This is a genomic window from Paenirhodobacter huangdaonensis, assembly GCF_004022465.1.
GTDB classification, from domain to species: Bacteria; Pseudomonadota; Alphaproteobacteria; order Rhodobacterales; family Rhodobacteraceae; genus Rhodobacter; species Rhodobacter huangdaonensis.
This window is the reverse complement of sequence record NZ_SAVA01000004.1, coordinates 253,989-275,604: the sequence shown is the minus strand read 5'-3', so window position 1 is coordinate 275,604 and position 21,616 is coordinate 253,989. Positions and strand designations below refer to the sequence as shown.

The window sequence follows — 21,616 nt, the reverse complement described above, 5'->3', positions numbered from 1 at the left end:
TCAAGATGGCAGGCTGGGGCGAGTTTGTGCTGGCGGGGATGCTGTTCATCGCCTCGCATCTGGTGCCGGCGCATGCGCGGTTGAAGGCCGCCCTGATCGCGCGGCTCGGGCGGCGGGGCTGGGTCTGGGCCTTCAGCCTGATCTCGACGGCGCTGCTGGTCTGGCTGATCGCCGCGGCCGGGCGCGCGCCCTGGGTGGTGCTGTGGATGCAGCAGGACTGGATGCGCTGGCTCGCCAATCTGGTGATGCCGGTGGCGATCGTGCTGGCCGCCTTCGGCATCGGCGCGGCCAATCCCTTTGCCTTCGAGGGCCGCACCGAGGGCTTCGACCCCGATCATCCCGGCATCGCCGGGGTGGTGCGTCAGCCGCTCCTTTGGGCGCTGCTGCTGTGGTCATCCGTGCACCTGCTGGTGAACGGCGACCTCGCCCATGCGCTCCTCTTCGGCGCCTTCCTGATCTTCTCGGTCACCGGCATGCGGGCGATGGAGGGGCGCAGGCGCAAGGCCTGGGGCGCGGCCGAATTCGCCCGCCTTGCGGCCCGCACCTCGGCCGTGCCGTTTCAGGCGCTGCTCACCGGCCGCTGGCGCCCGGCGCATGGCCCCTCGATGGCCCGGCTCGTGCTCGGGCTGCTCGCCTGGGTCGCGCTGTGGCACCTGCACGCGCCGGTGATCGGCGTCACGCCCCTGCCCTGACGGCCGCGCTCAGCGCAGCCGTTCCAGCAGCGCGAGCGAGGCATAGCCGTCGGGCGCCAGCCCGTTCGCGCGCTGATAGGCCTCGATCGCGGCGATGCTGTTCGACCCGATCATGCCGTCGGTGCCCTGGGTGTCATAGCCAAGCGCGGTGAGCCGGGTCTGCAGCTCGCTGCGCTCGGCCTGGGTCAGCGAGCGCGCGTCGCGCGGCCAGGGATGGACGAAGGGCCCCGCCCCCTTCAGCCGGTCGGACAGATGCCCCACCCCGATCACATAGGCATCGGCGTTGTTGTAGCGCGAGATCGCGGTGAAATTGCCGAAGATCATCAGCGCCGGCCCCCCGGCGCCGGCGGGCAGCAGGATCGAGGCCGAGCCGTAATTCGGCACCGTGCCGCCGTTCACCCCCCGCACCCCGAGCGCCGCCCAGTCAGAGGGCGACTTCTTCGTCTTCTTGCCGGCGAGGTTGAAGTTGAACCCCTGCGGCAGGCGCACCTCGACGCCCCAGGGCTGGCCCTTCGACCAGCCCGACCGCGCCAGATAGGCCGCGGTCGAGGCGAGCGCATCGGCCGGGTTGTCCGACCAGATGTCGCGCTTGCCGTCGCCGGTGAAATCGACCGCGAAGGAGAGATAGGACGAGGGGATGAACTGCGTGTGCCCCATCGCGCCGGCCCACGACCCGGTCATGTGCCGCGCGTCGGTATCGCCCGCCTGGATGATCTTCAGCGCGTCGATGAATTGCTGCGCGAAGAAGTTGCCGCGGCGACCGTCATAGGCAAGCGTTGCCAGCGCCGGCACGATCAGCACCTTGCCGCGGTTGTTGCCGAAGTTCGACTCCATGCCCCAGACCGCGACCACGACCTCCTTCTCGACGCCATAGCGCGCCTCGATCTGGTTCAGCAGCGCCGCGTGCTCGCGCAGCGCCGCGCGGCCGTTCTCGATCCGGGTATCCGAAACCGCGCTGTCGAGGTATTGCCAGATCGTCTTGGTGAACTCGGCCTGATTGCGGTCGCGCTCGATCACCTTCGGGTTGTAGCGGATGCCGCGGGTGGCATTGGCCCAGGTCGCCTCGCTGATCCCCGACTCCATCGCGCGCGGCTTGAAGGTGACGAGCCAGTTCTCGAAGCCACGCTGCACGGCCGGGTCGACGGCGGGAATCTCTTCGATCATCTGGCTCTCTCCGCGCTTCGGCTGCTCGGCCCGGCCCAGCGGACCGGCACAGGCCGAAAGCCCGGCAAAGGCGACGAGGGACAGGGTGGCAATCTTTACGACACGGATCATGGGCTCTGCTCGCTGTTTGTTGTTGCGAAACAGTGTAGCAGGCCGGCGCCCGGTCGCAATCCGCCTCGGCGGCCGATCGCTCAGCCGCGCTCGCCGCGGTCCTCGCCGTAGAAGGGCGTCATCTGCGCCACGATCACCGAGTTTTCGGCCAGCGCGCGATCCATCAGCGCCCGTTCCTCGTCGTCGATCTCGTGGCCGAGCTTCTCGCGCTCGGCCAGCGTGCCATAGCCGGTGACGTCGAGCGGCGCGAGATCGGCCTGCTTCAGGATCGCCACGGTCTCGCGCACCGCCTCGGCCTCGTCGACGCCCGAGGCATAGATCACCAGCCCCGCCCCGGTCGCGCCCTTCGGCAGGCCGTCGTTCTCGTGCCGGCCAACCTCGACGAGCAGGGTATAGACCTGCTGCGCGCGCTTGGTCTTGGCGGGCTTGTCCTCGGGGGTCTCGGTCATGGCGGGGCTCCGGAAAAAGGGGGCAGGCCGCCGGCCCGCCCCGGTCGCACTCAGTCGCGCAGCAGCTCGTTGATGCCGGTCTTCGACCGGGTCTGCGCGTCGACGCGCTTCACGATCACCGCGCAATAGAGGTTCACGCCGTTCTTCGACGGCAGCGAGCCCGAGACGACGACCGAATAGGGCGGCACTTCGCCATACATGATCTCGCCGGTCTCGCGGTCGACGATCTTCGTCGACTTGCCGATGAACACGCCCATGCCGAGGACCGAGCCCTCGCGCACGATCACGCCCTCGACCACCTCGGACCGGGCGCCGATGAAGCAGTTGTCCTCGATGATCGTCGGGCCGGCCTGCATCGGTTCCAGCACGCCGCCGATGCCGACGCCGCCCGACAGGTGCACGTTCTTGCCGATCTGCGCGCAGGAGCCGACCGTCACCCAGGTGTCGACCATGGTGTTCTCGTCGACATAGGCACCGAGGTTGACGAAGGAGGGCATCAGCACCGCGCCCTTGCCGATGAAGGCCGAGCGGCGCACGATGCAGTTCGGCACCGCGCGGAAGCCGGCCATGGTCCATTCCGGCTCGCCCCAGCCGGCGAACTTGCTGTCGACCTTGTCCCACCAGCTCGAGCCCTGCGGCCCGCCCGATTGCATCGTCATGTCCTTCAGCCGGAAGCCGAGCAGCACCGCCTTCTTCGCCCACTGGTTCACGTGCCAGCTGCCATCGGCCATCTTCTCGGCGACGCGCAGCTTGCCGGTGTCGAGCGCGGCGAGCGTCTCCTCGATCGCGTCACGCACCGCGCCCTTGCTGGCGGGGGTGATGGTGTCGCGGGTTTCCCAGGCAACTTCGATGGCGGCTTCGAGCGAGGATGTGGACATGGGCGTCCTCCGGATCTTGCGGTTTCAGGTGGCTTCTGCTTGCCTCTCCCTATAGTTGGTAGCAGCCGCAGGCGCAACGAGCAGGACCGCCATGACAGAAGAGCACAGCAGCCATACTTTCCGCGATTCGATCGAGGACGCACGGGCCTCGCACCGCATCCCGGACACGCCGCAAAGCCGCTCTCCCGCCTATCGCCTCGCCTTCATCGACGAAGAATTCATGATGCGCCCGGAACTGCGCCCGGTGCGGCTGCAACTTGAACTGCTGAAGCCGCAGCTGGTGCTCGACGAGCGCGGCATCGAGAGCACGGTGGTGATGTTCGGCGGCGCCCGCATCCCCTCGCCCGAGAAGAAAGAGACCGCCAAGACCCCGGCTCTTGCGGAACTGTCGCATTTCTACGAGGAGGCGCGCCGCTTCGCCCGCGCGGTGACCGAGCGCTCGCTCGAGACCTATGGCCGCCAGCTTGTCGTGTGCACCGGCGGCGGACCGGGCGTGATGGAGGCCGGCAACCTCGGCGCGCACGAGGCCGGCGGCCAGTCGATCGGGCTCAACATCATGCTGCCGCACGAGCAGGCACCGAATGCCTGGGTGACGCCGGATCTCAGCTTCAACTTCCACTATTTCGCCATCCGCAAGATGCATTTCCTGATGCGCGCGCGGGCGGTCTGCGTCTTCCCGGGCGGCTTCGGCACGCTCGACGAGATGTTCGAGGCGCTGACCCTGATCCAGACGCGACGGATGCGGCGGATCCCGTTCATCCTGTTCGGCACCGAGTTCTGGAAGAAGGTGGTGAACTGGACCATGCTGGCCGAGGCCGGCACGATCTCGCCGAAGGATCTCGAGCTGATCTCCTTCGTCGAGACCGCGGCAGAGGCGCTCGAAATCATCGACGGCTGGGATTACGGCTGTGAGTAACATGGACACGGCGCGCGCGCGCTCTTTGGCACTGGCGATGCTGATCGCCTTCGCGGCGGTGGCGGTGGCGGGCGTGCTGCTGCGGCCACTGATCCCGATCGACGAGACGCGCTATATCGACGTCGCCTGGGAGATGCGGGTGACCGGCGATTTCCTGGTGCCGCACAAGAATTTCGAGATCTACACCGACAAGCCGCCGATGCTGTTCTGGCTGATGAACCTCGTGTGGCTCGTCACCGGCCATGTCAGCGACATCGGCGCGCGGCTGGTCGGGCCGGCCTTCGGGCTTGGCGCGATCTGGGGCAGCTGGCGGCTTGGCGCGCGGCTGTGGGACGAGACCACGGGCGCGATCGCCGCCGCGGTGCTGGCCGGCACCAGCTTCTTCGCGATCTACGGCGGCGCGGTGATGTTCGACACGATGCTGGCCGCGGCGACGGTGGGGGGGCTGCTGGCGCTGATCGCGGCGACCTCGGCGCCCGGGGTGAACCGGCGGGCCTGGGCGGGCTTCGGCCTGGCGCTGGCCTTCGGGGTGCTGGCGAAGGGGCCGGTGATCCTGCTCCACCTCGGCCCGGCGCTGCTGACGGTGCCGCTCTGGGCGAATTCCATCCGCCGGCCGGGTGGCGGCGAGATCGCGCGCGGCGCGGCGCTCGCGCTTGTCATCGCGCTCGCGCTCGTCGGGCTCTGGGTGGTGCCGGCGGCGATTCTGGGCGGGCCGGAATACCGGCACATGATCTTGTGGGAGCAGACCGCGGGCCGCACCGTGCAGTCCTTTGCCCATGCCCGGCCGTGGTATTGGCTGCTCGCGCTGACGCCTCTGCTGCTCTTCCCCTGGGTCTGGACGCCCTCGCTGTGGCGCGGGCTGCGGCGGCTGTCGCTGTCGGACCGCGGGCTGCGGCTGTGCCTGATCCAGGCCGGGGCGGGGCTTGCCCTGTTCTCGCTCGTCTCGGGCAAGCAGGTGCATTACCTGATCCCGGAACTGCCGGCGGTGGCGCTGATCTTCGCCCGCGCGCTGATCGCGGGCGGGCGCGGCGAGGTGCGCGGGCTCGGCGCGCTGCCGGCGGCGGCGCTCGTTCTGCTGGCGGGCGGCGCGGCCCTCGCCGCGGCGCTCGGCAAGGGCGATGCGACGACGGTCGCCCTGCTGCAGCCGCTCGCCCCGGTCGCGGGCTTTGCGCTCCTGTGCCTGATCCTTGCCCTTGCCGCGCTGGTGCTGCCGCGCGTCGCGGGGCTCGCCACGCTTGGCCTTGGCTTCGTGCTGGCGCTGCTGGGGCTGATCGGCACCACCGGGCTGGCACCGGCCTATGACAGCACCCCGATCGCGCAGATCCTTGCTGCGCATCAGGAGCAGGGCATGGCGGTGGTCACCGATCGCTACAATGCCGAATTCGGCTTCGAGGGCCGGCTGACGAAGCCCGTCGACGTGCTGGAACCGGAACAGGCCGGGGGCTGGCTGAGCACGCACAAGGGCGGCATGCTGGCAAGCGAATGCAAGGCGGTGACGCTGCCCGGCGAACCCGATGACCGCATCCACTTCTACGGCGCCGACTGGTGCCTGTGGCAGGGCCGCTGAGAAAACCCGGACCCAATCGCGATCCCGGCCGCCGCGCGCGGCCGGGCGCGGGGCTTACAGCCCTGCCTCGGCGGCGATCTGCGCCTTCGACTTGCGCGCCCGCTCGGTCGCCGATTTCAGCTGACCGCAGGCGGCCATGATGTCCTCGCCGCGCGGCGTGCGGATCGGGCTGGCATAGCCCGCCTTGTAGATGATGTCGGCGAAGGCCTCGATCCGCTCCCAGTCGCTGCGCTGATAGGGCGCGCCGGGCCATTCGTTGAACGGGATCAGGTTGATCTTCGCCGGGATGCCGCGGATCAGCCTGACCAGCCGGCGCGCGTCGTCGTCGCTGTCGTTCACGTCCTTCAGCATCACGTATTCAAACGTGATGCGCTCGCTGTTCGACAGCCGCGGATATTCGCGCAGCGTGTTCAGCAGCGTCTCGATGTTCCAGCGCTTGTTGATCGGCACCAGCTTGTCGCGCACCTCGTCGGTGGTGGCGTGGAAGCTGACCGCGAGGAGACAGCCGATTTCCTCGGCGGCGCGGGCGATCTCGGGCACCACGCCCGAGGTCGAGAGCGTGATCCGGCGCCGGCTGAGCGAGATCCCCTCGCCGTCCATCACCACCGACATCGCGTCGCGCACGTTGTCGAAGTTGTAAAGCGGCTCGCCCATGCCCATCAGCACGACGTTCGACACCAGCCGCACGTCGTTCTTCGGCACGCCCTGTTCGGGCCATTCGCCGAGGTCGTCGCGCGCCACCAGCACCTGGCCGACGATTTCGCCCGCGGTCAGGTTGCGCACCAGCTTCTGCGTGCCGGTGTGGCAGAAGGTGCAGGTCAGCGTGCAGCCCACCTGCGAGCTGATGCACAGCGTGCCGCGGCTTTCCTCGGGGATGTAGACCATCTCCACCTCGTGCCCGCCGGCGATACGCAGCAGATACTTGCGCGTGCCGTCAAGCGAGACCTGCCTGGTCACCACCTCGGGCAGCTCGATCTCGAATTTCTCGTCGAGCAGCGCGCGATAGTCCTTGGCGAGGTTGGTCATCTGCGCGAAATCGCGCACGCCCCAGTGATAGATCCACTGCCAGATCTGGCCGACCCGCATCTTCGCCTGCTTCTCGGGCGTGCCGGCCGCGATCAGCGCCTCGCGCAGCTGCTCGCGGGTGAGACCCACAAGGTTCACCTTGCCGCCTTCGGGCAGCTTGCGCGGAATGGTCAGCACGTCTTGCGTGATCGGTGCGGAGGGCGTGGTCATGGCAATGTCCCGGCAATGAAGCGCTTGATATAGGGGATTCGCGCCCGCAACGGTAGTGCAAATGCAAAAGCCCCGGCACTGCCGGGGCCTGCGTCGCGCAACGGGGCGCTGCGGCGGGGCGCTTACTTGCAGCGCTTGGCCGCCTCGTCCATCGCGGCGGTGAAGCCCATTAGCGAGAACTTGTCGCTGGTCTGCGTGCCGCGCGCCGAATGCGCGGAGATCGTCACATCGGCGCCGCCCTTCAGCGCCGCGATGATCTTCGCGTCCTGATCGGCCGAGCCCGCCCAGGCGCCCTCGCCATCGGTGAAGAGCTGGAACTTCGTGCCGTTGTTCACCACCATGTCGGCGGTCGAGCCCGGGGCGAAGGGATAGCCGCCCATGAACGAAACCTCGCCGCCTTTGCCCGGACGGAAGGTGACGAACAGCAGGATGTCGCCGCGCCGCACCTGGGTGGGCTTGCCGTCCTTGGTGTTCACCGATTCCTTGGGCGAGGTGACGCCCCAGCATTCCTTGGGCTTTTCTTCGACGAAGACGCTCCAGTCGGTCTTGGCGGCGACGCGGTTCGAGGTCTGCTGCGCGCCGGCGATCCCGGGAACGAGAAGCGAAGCAGCCAGAATCGCAGCGCCCCGCAGGATGAAAGTCTTCATTGTTACAGCCTCCAGCTGCCTGATGCCTCTAGACCGCCCGCGCGGGCCTTTGGCCCTTCTTGACAATGGCGGTTGCGGATTCAACTCGATATCCCACAGATAACAAGAAAGTGCCCCGGGACGAAAGCCCCCCGGGCAGGAATTCGCGCATGCGTGAAGAGAGGAAAAGCCAATGACGGCAGTGCCGATGATCGAACTGTGGCGGGGCGGGATGCTCGAGTCGCTCCATGCGGGCCATGCCGTGGTCTTCGGACCGGGCGGGATCGAGGCCGCCTGGGGCGATCCCGAGACGGTGATCTTCCCGCGTTCGTCGTGCAAGATGCTGCAGGCGCTGCCGCTTCTGGAAAGCGGCGCGGCCGATGCCGCGGGGCTGAGCGAGCGCCAGCTTGCCCTTGCCTGCGCCAGCCATTCGGGCGCGGCGCTGCACCGCGACGCGGTGGCAAGCTGGCTGGCCGATCTCGGCATGGCCGAGGGCGATCTGCGCTGCGGCGTGCACATGCCCTGGGACAAGGCGGAGAACACCCGCCTCACCTGCAGCCATGACAGCCCCTGCCAGCTGCACAACAACTGCTCGGGCAAGCATGCCGGTTTTCTGACGCTGAACCGGCACCTGAAGGGCGGCAGCGAATATGTCGAGATCGACCACCCGGTGCAGCGCGCGGTGAAGGCGGCCTTCGAGGAGGTGACGCAGGAAACCTCGCCGGGCTACGGCATCGACGGCTGCTCGGCGCCGAATTTCGCCTGCACGGTGACCGGCCTTGCCCGCGCGATGCAGTTCTTCGCCGCGGCGAACCCCGAGGGCGGCGTGCGCGAGGCCGCGGCCGCCCGGCTTGCCCGCGCCATGGCTGCCTTCCCCGAGATGGTGGCGGGTGAGGAGCGCGCCTGCACCCGGCTGATGCGCGCCATGGGCGGCACCGTTGCGGTGAAGACCGGCGCCGAGGCGGTCTATATCGCGATCCTGCCCGCGCAGAAGCGCGGCATCGCGCTGAAGATCGTCGACGGCGGCACCCGCGCCTCGGAAGCGGCGATCACCGCGCTTCTGGTGAAACTCGGCGCGCTCGATCCGGCGCATCCGGTGGTCGAGGAGCTGATCCCGAGCGTGCAGAAGAACTGGCGCGGCTTCGTCACCGGCGGCATGCGCCTGGCGCCGGGCTTCGCCTGAACCTCAAAGCATCTGCCAGATCAGCCGCAGCGCGAGCAGCGTCGAGGTGGTCACCAGAAGCGGCTTGATCACCTTCGCCCCCACCCGCATTGCAAGCCGGGCGCCCAGCCGGGCGCCCGCCGCCTGCGCGAGCCCCATCGCCAGCCCCATCGCCCACCACGGCGCCCCGGCCGCGGCAAAGGCGATGAGCCCGCCGAGATTCGAGGCGAAGTTCAGCAACTTCGTATGCGCGGTGGCCTTCAGCACGCCATAGCCCGCCAGCGTGACGAAGCCGATCATGTAGAAGGCGCCGGCACCGGGCCCGATCAGCCCGTCGTAAAAGCCGATCAGCGGCACCACGACGGCGGTGAAGGTGGCCGGTCGGATGCGCTCGGCCCGGTCGGTGTCATCCAGCCCCTTCTTCAGCGCGAAGAAGCCGGCGATGGCGATCAGCACCACCGGCAGCGCGATCCGCAGCCCGCCGGTCGGGATCACCGAGACGAGCCCGGCACCGACCAGCCCGGCGATGAAGGCCAGCACCGCCGGCCGCAGCTGATGCGACAGCCGCACATGCCCCGCCCGCGCATAGGCGAGCGCCGCGGTCGCCGCGCCGAACACCCCCTGCACCTTGTTCGTCGACAGCGCCTGCAGCGGCGTCGCCCCCGCCAAGAGCAGGACCGGCAAAGTGATGAGCCCGCCACCGCCGGCGATCGAATCGACGAACCCGGCAGCAAAGGCCGCTCCGATCAGCATCAGGGCAAGGTCGAGGGACACTTCGAACATCGGGAAAAACCGCCGTTGCGCCCGGCGCGCCGCGGGCGACATGTCTTCCTCTGGCGGCCGGGCAATGTAAAGCGCGCCTTGCTCCCCGCCCGGCCCGGCATTAGCCTGCCGCGGTCAGCGCAAACCGAGGATGCAATGCCCTTCCCCCTTCCGCCGATCGGCCACGACGGTCCTTGCCTGCTCCCGATGGCCCGGGCCGCATGAGTCCCGCCTGGCGCCCGCTCGCGGCCTTTGCCGCCCTGGCGCAGCCGCGGGCCGAGCTGTGGCGCACGGCCCTTGGTCTCGTGCTGACCGTCGCGCTCTACTGGGGGGCGGTCTTCGGCACGCTGACGCTGATCGGCCACCAGCTCGCACCGATGCGCTTTGCCCGGCTGATGGCCGAGATCTCCCGCGCCGGTACGCCTGCGGGGCTGGCGATGCTGCTCGCCACCTTTGTGCCGATGGCACTCGCCGTGCTCGCCGTGACGCGGGCGCTGCACCGGCGCGGCCTGCACAGCCTCCTCGGCCCCGGCGCCGGGCGCGACGCGCTGCGCGCGGGCGTGCCGCTTTTCGGCCTGGCCCTCGCGCTCTTCCCGCTCGCGTTCCTTGACCCGAATGTCGGCCGCTCGGTGCCGCCCGCCACGGTGCTGCGCTGGCTGCCGCTGATGCTGCCGCTGCTGCTCGTGCAGATCGCCGCCGAGGAGCTGATTTTCCGCGGCTACCTGCTGCAGCAGCTTGCCGCGCGCAGCCGCTCGCCCTGGGTGTGGATGGTGGCACCCTCGGCGCTGTTCGGCGCGCTGCACTATTCGCCCGCCGAGTTCGGGCCGATGGCGCTCTGGCCGGCGCTCTGGGCGATGGGCTTTGGCTGCCTCGCCGCCGACCTGACCGCGCGCACCGGCAATCTCGGCGCGGCGCTGGCGCTCCATTTCACCAACAACCTCTCCTCGATGATCTTCGTCGGGCTCTACGGCCAGCTCGACGGGCTCGCGCTCTACACCATCGTGATCAACCCGCGCGATGCGGCGGCCTTCGGCCCCTACCTCGCCGCCGACGTCGCCACGATGCTCGTCGCCTGGCTCGCTGCACGGCTTGCCTTGCGCGTCTGATTGCAATTCCCGGCCTGCCGGCTTATCTGGACCAGACGTCGCGGCAAGCGCACGAAAGGGGCTCAAGACCGATGAACTGGATCTCGAACTACGTCAAACCGAAGATCAACTCGTTGTTCTCGCGCCGCGAGATGCCCGAGAACCTGTGGACCAAGTGCCCCGAATGCGGGACCATGCTGTTCCACCGCGAGCTGGCCGAGAACCTGAACGTCTGCACGAACTGCGACCACCACATGGCGATCTCGCCGCGCGCGCGCTTCACCGCGCTGTTCGACGGCGGCATCTTCTCCGAGGTCAAGGTGCCCGAGCCGATCGCCGACCCGCTGCAGTTCCGCGACCAGAAGAAATACCCCGACCGGATGCGCGCCGCGCAGAAATCGACCGGCGAGAAAGAGGCGATGCTCGTCGCCGAGGGCGAGATGGGCCGCACCCCGATCATCGCCGCCGCGCAGGACTTCTCCTTCATGGGCGGCTCGATGGGGATGTATGTCGGCAATGCCATCGTCGCCGCGGCCGAACGCGCGGTGAAGACGAAACGCCCGCTGATCCTCTTTGCCGCGGCCGGCGGCGCGCGGATGCAGGAAGGCATCCTTAGCCTGATGCAGATGCCGCGCACCACCGTTGCGGTGCAGATGCTGAAGGAAGCACACCTGCCCTATATCGTGGTGCTGACCCATCCGACCACGGGCGGCGTCACCGCCTCCTATGCCATGCTCGGCGACGTGCAGATCTCGGAACCCAACGCGCTGATCTGCTTTGCCGGCCCGCGCGTGATCGAACAGACGATCCGCGAGAAGCTGCCCGAAGGCTTCCAGCGCGCCGAATACCTGCTCGACCACGGCATGCTCGACCGCGTCACCCACCGCAAGAAACTGCGCGAGGAGCTGGTCACCATCACCCGCATGCTGATGGGCCTCACCCCCGCCATCGCCGGCGACCTGCCCGCCCCGGGCAAGGTCGAAGACCTCGCGAAGGCCTGAGCCCTTCATCTTGCCGAAAATACCTCGGGGGTCCGGGGGCAGCGCCCCCGGCCTCCGACCATTCCGGGGGCCCCGATGGCTGCTGAGACGACCCTTCCCTCCGACGCGATCCTGACGCAGCTGATGGCGCTGCACCCGAAGGTGATCGACCTCACCCTCGACCGGGTCGAGCGCCTGCTTGCCGCCCTCGGCCACCCCGAGACCGCGCTGCCCCCGGTCATCCACATCGCCGGCACCAACGGCAAGGGCTCGACCCAGGCGATGATCCGCGCCGGGCTCGAGGCGGCGGGCAAGCGCGTGCACGCCTATACCTCGCCCCATCTCGCCCGCTTCCACGAGCGCATCCGGCTAGCCGGCACGCTGATCTCGGAACCCGATCTGGCTGCGCTGCTCGAGGAATGCCGGCAGGTGAACGGCACGGCCCCGATCACCTTCTTCGAGATCACCACCGCCGCGGCCTTCCTGGCCTTCGCCCGCACGCCGGCCGATTTCACCCTGCTCGAGGTCGGGCTCGGCGGCCGGCTCGATGCGACGAATGTGATCGCACGGCCGGCGCTGACCCTCATCACCCCAGTCTCGATCGACCATCAGGCCTTTTTGGGCGAGACCCTGCCCGAGATCGCCGGCGAGAAGGCCGGAATCCTGAAGCGCGGCGTCACCTGCGTCGTCGGCCCGCAGGAAGAGGCGGCACTCGCGGTGATCGAGGCCCGCGCCGCCCGCGTCGGCGCGCCGCTCTTCGTGCATGGCCAGCACTGGCATGCGGTCGAGGAACACGGCCGGCTGATCTATCAGGACGAGACCGGGCTGCTTGATCTGCCGCTGCCGGTGCTGCCCGGCCCGCACCAGATCCAGAACGCCGGCGCCGCGATTGCCGCGCTGCGGCTGCTGGGCTTCGATGCCGGGGCCTGCGAGGCGGCGGTCACCCGCGCCGAATGGCCCGCCCGGATGCAGCGGCTGCGCCGCGGACCGCTCGCGGAAAGCGCGCCGGGGGTCGAGCTCTGGCTCGACGGCGGCCACAACCCGGCGGGCGGCGCGGCGGTGGCGGCGACGCTCGCGCGCATGCCCGCGCGGCCGACGCATCTCATCTGCGGCATGATCAACACCAAGGACGAGGCAGGCTACATGCGCCCGCTCGCCGATGTCGCACAAAGCCTGACCGCGATCACCATCCCCGAGGAGCCGAACTCGCAGCCCGCCGAGGTGACCGAGGCCGCCGCCCGTGCCGCGGGCTTTGCCCGCACCGCCACCGCCCCCTCGGTCGCGGCAGCACTCGCCACCATCGCCGCGGCCGATCCGACGGCCCGGGTGCTGATCTGCGGCTCGCTCTACCTCGCCGGAAAGGTGCTGCGCGACAACGGCTGATCTCCGCATTTCTGCGAAGATCCCTGTGCAGCCCTGCAGCTAGGCGCCGGCCCCGCCCGCCCCTATCTTCGCGGCTGCACAACAGGAGCCCCGTCATGACCCAAGCCAAGCCCCTCGAATTCGGCCTCGACACCTTCGGGGACATCACCCGCGACGACACCGGGCGGCGCACGGGCGCCCAGGTGATCCGCGACACCCTGGCCGAGGCGGAGCTCGCCGAGGCCGTCGGTGTCAATTATTTCGGCCTTGGCGAGCATCACCGCCCCGATTTCGCGATCTCGGCGACCGAGCCGCTGATCGGCGCGATCCTCGCCCGCACGCAGCGGATGCACGTCGGCACCTCGGTGACGGTGCTGTCCTCGGACGACCCGATCCGGCTCTATCAGCGCTTCGCCACGCTCGACGCGATCGCGCCGGGCCGCGCCGAAATCACCATCGGCCGCGGCTCCTTCATCGAGAGCTTCCCGCTCTTCGGCTTCGCGCTTGACGATTACGAGACCCTGTTCGAGGAAAAATCGCAGCTCCTCCACCTGCTGCAGACGCAGGAAAAGGTGAGCTTCGAGGGCCGGCATGTGCCCGCACTGAAAGGCGTCACCGTCTATCCGCGCGCCGAAACGCCCCTCAAGATCTGGCGTGGTGTCGGCGGCAGCCCGCAATCGGTGGTGGAAGCCGCGGCGATGGACATGCCGCTGGTGATGGCGATCATCGGCGGCGACGCCGCCCGCTTCGCCCCGCTTGCCGATCTTTACCGCCGCGCCCGCGCGCAGATGGACGCGCCCATGCTGCCGCTTGCCGTGCACTCGCCCGGCCATGTCGGCGAAACCGACGAAAGCGCGAAGGAGGAATTCTTCGAGGGCTATGCGACGATGCACGACATGATCGGCCGCTCGCGCGGCTGGCCGCGGCTGACCCGCGCCGCCTTCGAGGCCGAGATCGCGCATGGCTCGCTTTACATCGGCTCGCCCGAGACCGTGGCGCAGAAGATCGCGCGCACGGTGCGGGTGCTGGGCCTCGATCGCTTCACGCTGAAATACTCTTCCGGCCCGCAGCGGCCCGAGGTGCAGCTGCGCAACATCGCACTTTACGGCGAGAAGGTGATCCCGCGGGTGCGCGAACTGCTCGCCTAGTCGCGGGCCCAGTCGGCCGACTGCATCTCGCGCAGTCGGCTGGCGGTGCGCTCGAACTCGAAGCTGCCCTCGCCCTCGATATAGAGCCGCTCGGGTTCCTCGGCGGCCGAGCAGATCAGCCGCACCTTCGCCTCGTAGAGCGTGTCGATCAGGGTGACGAAGCGCTTCGCCTCGTTGAAGTTCGAGGACGACAGATGCGGGATGTCGTCGATCATCAGCACCCGCACCGCACCGGCGATGGCAAGGTAATCGGCCGGGCCGAGCGCCGCCGCGCACAGATCCCAGAAGGTGGCGCGGCCGACGCCATTGTGGAAATGCGGGATCACCACTTCGCGCCCCTTCACCTCGAGCCGCAGCACCGCGCTGTCGTCATGGCCCGAAAGCTCTTCCCAGAGCGCCGTCATCGCCTCGGTCGCCGGCCGGCCGAGCGGGGTGAAATAGACCTGCGCCCCCGACAGCCGGTGCTGGCGGTAGTCGTTTTCGGAAACGATCTCCTGCACCTCGAGCTCGGCACGGATGATGCCGATGAAGGGCAGGAACAGCTGCCGGTTCAGCCCGTTCTTGTAAAGATCCTCGGGCACCCGGTTCGAGGTGGTGACCACCGTCACGCCGCGCTTGAACAGCTCGTCGAAAAGCCGGCCGACGATCATCGCGTCGGCGATGTCGGTGATCTGCATCTCGTCGAAGCACAAAAGCCGCACCTCGGCCGCGATCGCCTTCGCCACCGGCAACAGCGCGTCCTCGGTCTTCGCCCGCCGCGCCGCCTCGATCTGCGCCTGCACCTCCTGCATGAAGGCGTGGAAATGCACGCGCCGCTTCGGCACCTCGACGGCGCCGCAGAACAGGTCCATCAGCATCGACTTGCCGCGCCCGACGCCGCCCCACAGGTAGAGGCCGCGCACCGTCTCGGGGGGCTTGACGAAGAGGCCGAAGAGACCGGGCTTCTTCACCGGCGCCTCAAGCTCGGTGCGGATCCGCTCCATCAGCGGCAGGACCGCGCGCTGCGCCGCGTCGGCGTGCAGCGTGCCGGCGGCGACACGGGCGTCATAGATTTGCAGCAGGCTCTGTTTCATGCCCTTTCCCTAGCCGCTCCTCCGGCGCTTGAAAAGCACCGCCTGCGACATTCTCGCGCGGGCGCCGCTTGAGCGTGGGGCGGGCATGGCATAGGGTTCGCGCGCCATCTCAGCGACAGGAGAGATCATGTCCAATTCGACCCAGCGGCTGCACCTCGTGTTCGGCGGCGAGCTCATCGACCCCGCACATACGCAGTTCAAGGATGTGAGCAAGATCCACATCGTCGGCATCTTCCCGAACTATTCGAGCGCCTTCAACGCCTGGAAGGCCGAGGCGCAGCGCTCGGTCGACGACGCGCACATGCGCTATTTCATCGCCCACCTGCACCGGCTGCGCGACGAGGAGGTCCCCGCCTCGCCGACCGAAGAACTCGGCGCCTGATCTCCGGCGGAGCCCGCGATGCGCCGGTCCTTCCTGCTGTGGCTGCGCCTCGCGCTCAGCCGCTCGCGCCGGCCGGCGCTGGCGGCCGAAGCGCCGGTGCGTCCGCCAGGCCCGCTGGTCTGGCTGGTGCCCGACCCGGGCGGCGAGGACGGGCATGACGCCGGCGCCAATGCGGCGCTGCTGCTGCGCCGGCTGCAGCAGCAGCGCCCCGGCCTCACCCTGCTGGTCAGCATGGCGCCCACGATGGCGGTTTCGCTGCCCGAGGCGGTGCTCTGCATCGACCCGGTCGAGGATGCCCCCGCCGCGGTGCGCCTTGCGCTCGGTCAGTGGCGCCCGGATCTCGTCGTGCTGATGGGCAATGCCCTGCCGCCCGCGCTGATCGAGGGCACGCGCGAGGCAGGCGTGCCGGTGATGCTGATCGACGCCCATGCGCCCGGGCGTGCGGCGCGGCGCGGCTTCTTCGCGCGCCGGCTGCAACGCGCGCTGCTGACGCGACTCGCCCGGATCAGCGTGCGCGATCCCGAAAGCCAGGCGGCGCTCGTCCGCCTCGGCGCAGATCCCGCGCGGATCGAGGTCGGCGGCATCCTGTCCGAACCGCCCGAGCCGCTGCACTGCTCCGAGACCGAGCGTGCCTCGATCGCCTCGATCACCCGCACCCGGCCGGTCTGGCTGGCCGCCGCGGTGCCGGCGGGCGAGGTGCACGCGGTGCTGACCGCCCATGCCCAGGCGCAGCGCCACGCGCACCGGATGCTGCTGATCCTCGCCCCCGACCAGCCCGTCGACGGGACCGAGCTCGTCAATGAACTCGAGGCGATGGGGTGGGCCGCCGGGCGGCGCACGCTCGAGGGCGAGCCCGACGACGAGATGCAGATCTTCCTCGCCGATGACCCGGGCGAATACGGGCTGTGGTATCGCATCGCCCCGGTGACCTACATGGGCGGCACGCTGAGCGGCGCAGCCGGGCATGCGCGCTCGCCGCTCGAACCCGCGGCGCTCGGCTCGGCGGTGGTGCACGGGCCGCAGACCGCGCCCTACGGCGCCGATTACAGCCGGCTCGATGCGGCACGGGCGGCGCGGGCGATCTATGACCCGCGCTCGCTCGGCGATGCGCTCGCCGACCTGATCGCGCCCGACCGCGCCGCGATGCTCGCCCATAACGCCTGGGCGGTGACCTCGGGCGGGGCGGGCGCCGCCGAGGCCGTGGCGCGCGCCATCCTCGGCACGCTCGACGCCGCCGCGACCGGGGAGATCCGCTGATGGGCGCACCGCTGTTCTGGTTCACCCCGCCCGATCGCCCCGCCCTTGCGGCGCGGCTGCTCGCGCCGCTCGGAGCGCTTTACGCGGCGGCGACGGCACGACGGCTGCGCCGGTCGGGCGCGCGCGTCGGGGTGCCGGTGATCTGCGTCGGCAACATCAACGCCGGCGGCACCGGCAAGACGCCCACCGTGATCGCCCTGGTGCAGCACCTCGCCGCGCGCGGCATCACCGCCCATGTCGTCAGCCGCGGCCATGGCGGCAGCCTCGCGGGCCCGGTGCAGGTCGACGAGCGCCGCCACCGCGCCGCCGAAACCGGCGACGAGCCGCTGCTGATCTCGGCCTTTGCGCCGACCTGGGTGGCCAAGGACCGCGCCGCGGGGGCCCGCGCGGCGGTGGCGGCCGGCGCGCAGGCGATCGTGCTCGATGACGGGCATCAGAACCCGGCGCTGCTCAAGGATCTGTCGATCGTGGTGGTGGATGCGGCGAAGGGCTTCGGCAATGGCCGCTGCCTGCCCGCGGGCCCGCTGCGCGAGCCGGTCGCCACCGGGCTTGCCCGCGCCGACCTGCTGCTGTCGATCGGACCGGCCGCCGCACAGGCCGGCTTTGCGGCCGGGTGGGGCGGAAAAATCGCGGTGCCGCATCTGACCGGCGCGCTCGAGCCGCTGCAGACCGGGATGGACTGGGACGGGCTGCGCGTCCTTGCCTTTGCGGGCATCGGCCATCCGGAGAAATTCTTCGCCACCCTGCGCGGGCTCGGCGCCGAGCTCTTGCGCGCCGAGGCACTCGAGGACCACCAGCCCTACACGCCGCGGCTGCTCACCCGGCTCGAGACCGAGGCGCGGCTGCTCCGCGCGCAGCTGGTGACGACCGAGAAGGACGCGGTGCGCCTGCCCGCGCGCTTTCGCCCGCAGGTGCTGGCACTGCCGGTGCGGCTGCAGATCGCCGACACCGCGGCGCTCGATGCGGCGCTGGCGCGGCTTGGCCTTTAGGCAATGAAAAAGGGGGCGCTGCCCCCTCTGCGCCTGACGGCGCATTCACCCCCGAGGTCTTTTCGGCAAGGAGAAAGCCCGGGGTCTTTTCGACGGGCTTTTTCTTGGCACAAATACTCCGGGGGGAGCGCAGCGGGGGGCAGCGCCCCCCGGCGACCTCAACCGGCGAGCTTCGCGTCGAGGATCTTCTTCAGCTCCTCGTAGCTCATGTTCGAGTATTTCTCGCCATTGATGATCAGCGTCGGGGTGCCCTCGACCTGATCGTCGGTGGCGTGCTTCTGGAAGGTGGTCACCATCGCCTCGGCGCGCTTCTGGTCTTTCAGGCAGGTGTCGAGCTGTTCGTTCGTCAGCCCGGCCTTCAGCCCGATCTTGCGCAGGTTGTCCGAGATCGTCTGCTCCTTGCCGTCGCCGATCCAGTCCTTCTGCGTGCCATAGAGCATGTCGACGATGCCGTAATATTTCATCGTGCCGCCGCATTGCGCGATCAGCCCGGCCCAGAGACCGAACTTGTCGAAATAGACCTCGCGGTGGATGAACCTCACCTTGCCGGTGTCGATATAGTCGCGCTTGAGCGCACCGAAGACCTCGTCATGGAAATGCGCGCAATGCGGGCAGGTGTAGGAGGCGTATTCGATCAGCGTCACCGGCGCGTCGGGGCTGCCGAGCGGCACGTCGGGCAGCAGCTCCGCCGCCGGGGCGTCCTCGGCCATCGCCGGCACGGCAAAGCCCGTCTGGCCCGCGCCCTGGCGCGTGGCGATCCAGCCGCCCGCGACAGCGATCACGGCGGCCCCGGACAGCCCGAGGAGGAGGGTGCGTCGGTTCATCAGTCAGCCTTTCTTTCTTTCGCCCGCCTCGCGGACTTCATCAGCACGTTTTCAGCAAGTTGTTCGAGTGCGGCGCGCAGGCCGGCATCAGCGCAGCCCTCGGCGGTCTCGCGCGCCTCGGCGCGTTGCGCCGGGGTGGGTTCGGGCCGCACGGCGCGCGGCGCCGGGGCGAATTGCGCCTGGCCCTCGGCAAAGCCGGTGGCGGCGGTCTGCGTCAGCACCACGCGCGACACCGCGTTATAGCCATAGCAGGCATTCACCTTCTCGCGGATGCGTTCGCGGCTCATGTCGACCATCGGCGCGGCGGCGCCTTCGACGAGCAGCGTCAGCGTCGCGCCGAAGCCGCCCTTGGCATAGCCGATCTTCACCGGGCGGGTGAGGCGGGCGAGATCCTCGCCCACCACCTCAGGCCAATGGGTGAAGAGCCGTGCCACGGCGAAGCCGCGCGCCTCGCCGGCGGTGCGGATACGCTCGCGCACCAGCTTCGAGGCGGGCTCGAAGCCGCGGGTGCGGCGCTCTGCATTCGGCGTGGTGCGAGACTTGTCGCTCATCTGGTCCTTCCCGCCTGTCCTTCCCGGCGTTCGGCGTTATTCTAGGCCCCCGTCTGGGCTTTGCCAGATCCAGGACGGGAAGGGGAGCATAAAGATTGCGTGACGGAGACGAAGCGGCGGCGGGCGAGGCCCTTCTGGCCTGGTATGACCGCGCCGCGCGGGTGCTGCCCTGGCGGGTGGGGCCGGCGGACCATGCCACGGGCGAGCGCGCCGATCCCTATCGGGTCTGGATGTCCGAGGTGATGCTGCAGCAGACCACCGTCGCCGCGGTGAAGGACCATTTCCACCGTTTCACCACGCGCTGGCCGCGGGTCGAGGATCTGGCCGCCGCCGAGGATGGTGCGGTGATGGCGGAATGGGCGGGGCTTGGCTATTACGCCCGCGCCCGCAACCTTTTGAAATGCGCCCGGGTGGTGGCGCACGAGCACAGCGGGGTGTTCCCGACGACCTCGGAGGGGCTGCGTGCCCTGCCCGGCATCGGCCCCTATACCGCCGCTGCCATTGCCGCGATCGCGCATGACGAACCCGCGGTGGTGGTCGACGGCAATGTCGAGCGGGTGGTGTCGCGGCTCTGGGCCGTCGAGACGCCGCTGCCCGGGGCGAAGGCTGCGCTGACGGACCTTGCCGGCCGGCTGACGCCGGCGCGGCGTCCGGGCGATCATGCGCAGGCGATGATGGATCTTGGCGCGACGATCTGCACGCCGCGCAACCCGGCCTGTGCGATCTGCCCGCTGCGGCCGTTCTGCGCGGCCTCGGCACAGGGCATCGCCGACAGCCTGCCGCGCAAGGCGCCGAAGGCGGAAAAGCCGGTGCGGCAGGGCTTTGCCTTCGTCGCGCGCGACGGGGCGGGGGGCGTGCTGCTCGAGCGCCGGCCGGAGAAGGGGCTGCTGGGCGGGATGCTGGGCTTTCCGGGCTCGGGCTGGGGCCCGGCGCCGGAATTCACGCCGCCGCTGGCCGCCGACTGGCGCGAGGCGCCCTCGACGGTGCGCCACACCTTCACCCATTTCCACCTGCGGCTGCGGGTCTTTGCGGCGCAGGCGGAGGGGGCGGGCTTTACCCCGCGCGCCGACTTCCGCCCGGCGGCGCTGCCCACGGTGATGCGCAAGGTCTGGGACGCGGCGCAAAGCGCGCTTTCGCCGCATCCCGAGTGATTGCCTCGGGAAACCGCTCGGCTATCATGGCACGGCGCGAGAGAGGGTAATGATGTCCAGCCGTGAAGAGATCCGCCGTCCGAGCCGGGCCCTGCCGTTCTGGGTCTCGCTCGGCACCTTGCCGCTTGCGGCGATCGAGGCGCGCTTCGGCGGCTGGTCGCTGCTCCTGCTGCCGACCTACGCCTGGTGGTCGGTGACGGTGCTCGACCAGATCCTCGGCCGCAACGAGGACCAGCCCGATGTCACCACCCCGGTCGAGGATCTGTTCTGGTATCGGCTGATCACCCTGATCTGGTTCCCGATCCAGGCGGTGGTGATCTATGGCCTGATCTGGGACGTGACCCATAGCGACCATCTCGCCTGGTGGGAGATCGTCGCGCTCTTCTTCGGCGTGGGCGTGATCTCGGGCACGATCGGCATCGTCTACAGCCACGAGCTGATGCATCAGAAGACCCGGCTCGAGCGCTGGCTCGGCGATCTGCTGCTGGCGAGCGTGCTCTATTCGCATTTCCGCACCGAGCATCTGCTGGTGCATCACCTCTGGGTCGGCACGCCGCGCGACGCGGTGACGGCGCGCTACAACGAGGGGTTTCACCGCTTCTTCTGGCGCGTTCTGTTCGAATGCCCGGCGAGCGCATGGCGCGCCGAGCGGCTGAAACTTGCCCGGGCCGGCCGGCCGGTCTGGCACGCCGGCAATCCGTTCTGGCGCTATGGCGCGCTGCAGCTGCTGGCGCTGGCGCTGGCCTTTGCGGTCGGGGGCTGGCCGGGCGTCGGGCTCTTCGTGCTGCAGGCCTTCTTCGCGATCTGGCAGCTCGAGCTGACGAATTACGTCGAGCATTACGGGCTGACCCGCGAATACAGGGGCGAGGGGCGCTATGAGCATGTGCTGCCACGGCACAGCTGGAACGCCGACCAGACCGCCTCGAACTGGCTGCTGATCAACCTGCAGCGCCATTCGGACCACCATTACAAGCCCGACCGGCGTTTCCCGCTGTTGCAGACCTATGCCCCCGAGGAGGCGCCGCAGCTGCCCTTCGGCTATCCGGCGATGACGGCGCTTGCCATGGTGCCGCCGCTGTGGCGGCGCCGGATGAACCCGCGGGTGCGGGCCTGGCGCAAGCGCTATTACCCGCATATCGAGGACTGGACGCCCTACAGGGACGGCACCACGCCGATGCCGCGCGGCTCGGTCTGAGCCCGCCGGGGGCGTCGCGCCCCCGGACCCCCGCGGAGTATTTTTCCCAAGAAAAA

22 protein-coding genes are annotated in these 21,616 nt (G+C 69.4%); 13 read left to right on the top strand and 9 right to left on the bottom strand.

Annotated features, from left to right (window positions below):
- Nucleotides 1–5: 5 nt before the first annotated feature.
- Complete coding sequence (locus tag EOW66_RS08890) at nucleotides 6–692, top strand: NnrU family protein (protein WP_128156040.1); 687 nt, start codon at nucleotides 6–8, stop codon at nucleotides 690–692.
- A gap of 9 nt (nucleotides 693–701) precedes the next feature.
- On the opposite strand, the gene EOW66_RS08885 is transcribed toward EOW66_RS08890, so the two are convergent.
- The 3 genes from EOW66_RS08885 to dapD all read right to left on the bottom strand — a co-directional run bounded on the left by EOW66_RS08885 (nucleotide 702) and on the right by dapD (nucleotide 3,294).
- Nucleotides 702–1,967, bottom strand: a complete 1,266-nt coding sequence (locus EOW66_RS08885; RefSeq protein ID WP_128156039.1) for a lytic murein transglycosylase — start codon at nucleotides 1,965–1,967, stop codon at nucleotides 702–704.
- Between the two features lie 80 nt (nucleotides 1,968–2,047).
- Nucleotides 2,048–2,416 carry a hypothetical protein gene (locus EOW66_RS08880; protein WP_113898558.1) on the bottom strand — a complete coding sequence of 123 codons (369 nt, stop codon included), beginning with the start codon at nucleotides 2,414–2,416 and terminating at the stop codon, nucleotides 2,048–2,050.
- Between the two features lie 50 nt (nucleotides 2,417–2,466).
- Nucleotides 2,467–3,294 carry a 2,3,4,5-tetrahydropyridine-2,6-dicarboxylate N-succinyltransferase gene (gene dapD, locus EOW66_RS08875; RefSeq protein ID WP_128156038.1) on the bottom strand — a complete coding sequence of 276 codons (828 nt, stop codon included), beginning with the start codon at nucleotides 3,292–3,294 and terminating at the stop codon, nucleotides 2,467–2,469.
- 91 nt (nucleotides 3,295–3,385) lie between these two features.
- On the opposite strand from dapD, the gene EOW66_RS08870 reads away from it, so the two are divergent.
- Nucleotides 3,386–4,210: an LOG family protein gene (locus EOW66_RS08870; protein WP_128156037.1), complete on the top strand. Its 825-nt coding sequence runs from the start codon at nucleotides 3,386–3,388 to the stop codon at nucleotides 4,208–4,210.
- Between the two features lies 1 nt (nucleotide 4,211).
- Nucleotides 4,212–5,777, top strand: a complete 1,566-nt coding sequence (locus EOW66_RS08865) for an ArnT family glycosyltransferase (RefSeq protein WP_128156036.1) — start codon at nucleotides 4,212–4,214, stop codon at nucleotides 5,775–5,777.
- 54 nt (nucleotides 5,778–5,831) lie between these two features.
- Here EOW66_RS08865 and rlmN read toward each other — a convergent pair whose 3' ends face one another.
- Both rlmN and EOW66_RS08855 read right to left on the bottom strand, forming a co-directional pair.
- Nucleotides 5,832–7,013, bottom strand: a complete 1,182-nt coding sequence (rlmN, locus tag EOW66_RS08860; RefSeq protein WP_128156035.1) for a 23S rRNA (adenine(2503)-C(2))-methyltransferase RlmN — start codon at nucleotides 7,011–7,013, stop codon at nucleotides 5,832–5,834.
- A gap of 122 nt (nucleotides 7,014–7,135) precedes the next feature.
- Entirely contained in the window at nucleotides 7,136–7,660 is a 525-nt protein-coding gene (locus tag EOW66_RS08855) for an invasion associated locus B family protein (RefSeq protein WP_128156034.1), read from the bottom strand.
- A gap of 172 nt (nucleotides 7,661–7,832) precedes the next feature.
- On the opposite strand from EOW66_RS08855, the gene EOW66_RS08850 reads away from it, so the two are divergent.
- Complete coding sequence (locus tag EOW66_RS08850) at nucleotides 7,833–8,822, top strand: asparaginase (protein WP_128156033.1); 990 nt, start codon at nucleotides 7,833–7,835, stop codon at nucleotides 8,820–8,822.
- Nucleotides 8,823–8,825: 3 nt separating this feature from the next.
- Here the strand turns inward: EOW66_RS08850 and EOW66_RS08845 are convergent, their stop codons facing one another.
- A complete protein-coding gene (locus EOW66_RS08845; RefSeq protein ID WP_128156032.1) occupies nucleotides 8,826–9,584 on the bottom strand; it encodes a TSUP family transporter in 759 nt (252 codons plus the stop codon).
- Between the two features lie 200 nt (nucleotides 9,585–9,784).
- On the opposite strand from EOW66_RS08845, the gene EOW66_RS08840 reads away from it, so the two are divergent.
- The 4 genes from EOW66_RS08840 (at nucleotide 9,785) to EOW66_RS08825 (ending at nucleotide 14,138) form a co-directional block, all read left to right on the top strand.
- Entirely contained in the window at nucleotides 9,785–10,669 is an 885-nt protein-coding gene (locus EOW66_RS08840) for a CPBP family intramembrane glutamic endopeptidase (protein ID WP_128156031.1), read from the top strand.
- A 71-nt stretch (nucleotides 10,670–10,740) separates the two neighbouring features.
- Complete coding sequence (gene accD, locus EOW66_RS08835; protein WP_113898549.1) at nucleotides 10,741–11,649, top strand: acetyl-CoA carboxylase, carboxyltransferase subunit beta; 909 nt, start codon at nucleotides 10,741–10,743, stop codon at nucleotides 11,647–11,649.
- Nucleotides 11,650–11,724: 75 nt separating this feature from the next.
- Nucleotides 11,725–13,011: a bifunctional folylpolyglutamate synthase/dihydrofolate synthase gene (locus EOW66_RS08830; RefSeq protein WP_128156030.1), complete on the top strand. Its 1,287-nt coding sequence runs from the start codon at nucleotides 11,725–11,727 to the stop codon at nucleotides 13,009–13,011.
- A 95-nt stretch (nucleotides 13,012–13,106) separates the two neighbouring features.
- Nucleotides 13,107–14,138 (top strand): LLM class flavin-dependent oxidoreductase, encoded by a 1,032-nt coding sequence (locus tag EOW66_RS08825; RefSeq protein ID WP_128156029.1) that lies wholly within the window; start codon nucleotides 13,107–13,109, stop codon nucleotides 14,136–14,138.
- On the opposite strand, the gene zapE is transcribed toward EOW66_RS08825, so the two are convergent.
- A complete protein-coding gene (gene zapE / locus EOW66_RS08820) occupies nucleotides 14,135–15,211 on the bottom strand; it encodes a cell division protein ZapE (RefSeq protein WP_128156028.1) in 1,077 nt (358 codons plus the stop codon). The genes EOW66_RS08825 and zapE overlap by 4 nt on opposite strands.
- A gap of 127 nt (nucleotides 15,212–15,338) precedes the next feature.
- Here zapE and EOW66_RS08815 point away from each other — a divergent pair, with 127 nt between their 5' ends.
- The 3 genes from EOW66_RS08815 to lpxK are packed head-to-tail and all read left to right on the top strand — an operon-like array spanning nucleotide 15,339 to nucleotide 17,839.
- Complete coding sequence (locus EOW66_RS08815; protein ID WP_128156027.1) at nucleotides 15,339–15,593, top strand: DUF4170 domain-containing protein; 255 nt, start codon at nucleotides 15,339–15,341, stop codon at nucleotides 15,591–15,593.
- An 18-nt stretch (nucleotides 15,594–15,611) separates the two neighbouring features.
- Nucleotides 15,612–16,850, top strand: a complete 1,239-nt coding sequence (locus EOW66_RS08810; RefSeq protein WP_128156026.1) for a 3-deoxy-D-manno-octulosonic acid transferase — start codon at nucleotides 15,612–15,614, stop codon at nucleotides 16,848–16,850.
- Nucleotides 16,850–17,839, top strand: coding sequence for a tetraacyldisaccharide 4'-kinase (lpxK, locus tag EOW66_RS08805; protein ID WP_128156025.1), 990 nt, complete (start codon nucleotides 16,850–16,852; stop codon nucleotides 17,837–17,839). Before EOW66_RS08810 ends, lpxK begins: the two co-directional genes overlap by 1 nt.
- A 158-nt stretch (nucleotides 17,840–17,997) precedes the next feature.
- Here lpxK and EOW66_RS08800 read toward each other — a convergent pair whose 3' ends face one another.
- Together EOW66_RS08800 and EOW66_RS08795 are read right to left on the bottom strand one after the other, a co-directional pair.
- Nucleotides 17,998–18,663 (bottom strand): DsbA family protein, encoded by a 666-nt coding sequence (locus EOW66_RS08800; RefSeq protein WP_128156024.1) that lies wholly within the window; start codon nucleotides 18,661–18,663, stop codon nucleotides 17,998–18,000.
- Nucleotides 18,663–19,214, bottom strand: coding sequence for a DUF721 domain-containing protein (locus tag EOW66_RS08795; protein ID WP_128156023.1), 552 nt, complete (start codon nucleotides 19,212–19,214; stop codon nucleotides 18,663–18,665). Before EOW66_RS08795 ends, EOW66_RS08800 begins: the two co-directional genes overlap by 1 nt.
- Nucleotides 19,215–19,309: 95 nt before the next feature.
- On the opposite strand from EOW66_RS08795, the gene mutY reads away from it, so the two are divergent.
- Together mutY and EOW66_RS08785 are read left to right on the top strand one after the other, a co-directional pair.
- Complete coding sequence (mutY, locus tag EOW66_RS08790; protein WP_128156022.1) at nucleotides 19,310–20,365, top strand: A/G-specific adenine glycosylase; 1,056 nt, start codon at nucleotides 19,310–19,312, stop codon at nucleotides 20,363–20,365.
- A 52-nt stretch (nucleotides 20,366–20,417) separates the two neighbouring features.
- Complete coding sequence (locus EOW66_RS08785) at nucleotides 20,418–21,560, top strand: alkane 1-monooxygenase (protein WP_128156021.1); 1,143 nt, start codon at nucleotides 20,418–20,420, stop codon at nucleotides 21,558–21,560.
- Nucleotides 21,561–21,616: the final 56 nt, after the last annotated feature.

Bases quoted from the DNA above. Each gene is read 5' to 3' on its own strand.
- EOW66_RS08890 (WP_128156040.1), top strand. From the start codon at position 6: ATGGCAGGCTGGGGCGAGTTTGTGCTGGCGGGGATGCTGTTCATCGCC.
- EOW66_RS08885 (WP_128156039.1), bottom strand. From the start codon at position 1,967: ATGATCCGTGTCGTAAAGATTGCCACCCTGTCCCTCGTCGCCTTTGCC.
- EOW66_RS08880 (WP_113898558.1), bottom strand. From the start codon at position 2,416: ATGACCGAGACCCCCGAGGACAAGCCCGCCAAGACCAAGCGCGCGCAG.
- dapD (WP_128156038.1), bottom strand. From the start codon at position 3,294: ATGTCCACATCCTCGCTCGAAGCCGCCATCGAAGTTGCCTGGGAAACC.
- EOW66_RS08870 (WP_128156037.1), top strand. From the start codon at position 3,386: ATGACAGAAGAGCACAGCAGCCATACTTTCCGCGATTCGATCGAGGAC.
- EOW66_RS08865 (WP_128156036.1), top strand. From the start codon at position 4,212: ATGGACACGGCGCGCGCGCGCTCTTTGGCACTGGCGATGCTGATCGCC.
- rlmN (WP_128156035.1), bottom strand. From the start codon at position 7,013: ATGACCACGCCCTCCGCACCGATCACGCAAGACGTGCTGACCATTCCG.
- EOW66_RS08855 (WP_128156034.1), bottom strand. From the start codon at position 7,660: ATGAAGACTTTCATCCTGCGGGGCGCTGCGATTCTGGCTGCTTCGCTT.
- EOW66_RS08850 (WP_128156033.1), top strand. From the start codon at position 7,833: ATGACGGCAGTGCCGATGATCGAACTGTGGCGGGGCGGGATGCTCGAG.
- EOW66_RS08845 (WP_128156032.1), bottom strand. From the start codon at position 9,584: ATGTTCGAAGTGTCCCTCGACCTTGCCCTGATGCTGATCGGAGCGGCC.
- EOW66_RS08840 (WP_128156031.1), top strand. From the start codon at position 9,785: ATGAGTCCCGCCTGGCGCCCGCTCGCGGCCTTTGCCGCCCTGGCGCAG.
- accD (WP_113898549.1), top strand. From the start codon at position 10,741: ATGAACTGGATCTCGAACTACGTCAAACCGAAGATCAACTCGTTGTTC.
- EOW66_RS08830 (WP_128156030.1), top strand. From the start codon at position 11,725: ATGGCTGCTGAGACGACCCTTCCCTCCGACGCGATCCTGACGCAGCTG.
- EOW66_RS08825 (WP_128156029.1), top strand. From the start codon at position 13,107: ATGACCCAAGCCAAGCCCCTCGAATTCGGCCTCGACACCTTCGGGGAC.
- zapE (WP_128156028.1), bottom strand. From the start codon at position 15,211: ATGAAACAGAGCCTGCTGCAAATCTATGACGCCCGTGTCGCCGCCGGC.
- EOW66_RS08815 (WP_128156027.1), top strand. From the start codon at position 15,339: ATGTCCAATTCGACCCAGCGGCTGCACCTCGTGTTCGGCGGCGAGCTC.
- EOW66_RS08810 (WP_128156026.1), top strand. From the start codon at position 15,612: ATGCGCCGGTCCTTCCTGCTGTGGCTGCGCCTCGCGCTCAGCCGCTCG.
- lpxK (WP_128156025.1), top strand. From the start codon at position 16,850: ATGGGCGCACCGCTGTTCTGGTTCACCCCGCCCGATCGCCCCGCCCTT.
- EOW66_RS08800 (WP_128156024.1), bottom strand. From the start codon at position 18,663: ATGAACCGACGCACCCTCCTCCTCGGGCTGTCCGGGGCCGCCGTGATC.
- EOW66_RS08795 (WP_128156023.1), bottom strand. From the start codon at position 19,214: ATGAGCGACAAGTCTCGCACCACGCCGAATGCAGAGCGCCGCACCCGC.
- EOW66_RS08785 (WP_128156021.1), top strand. From the start codon at position 20,418: ATGTCCAGCCGTGAAGAGATCCGCCGTCCGAGCCGGGCCCTGCCGTTC.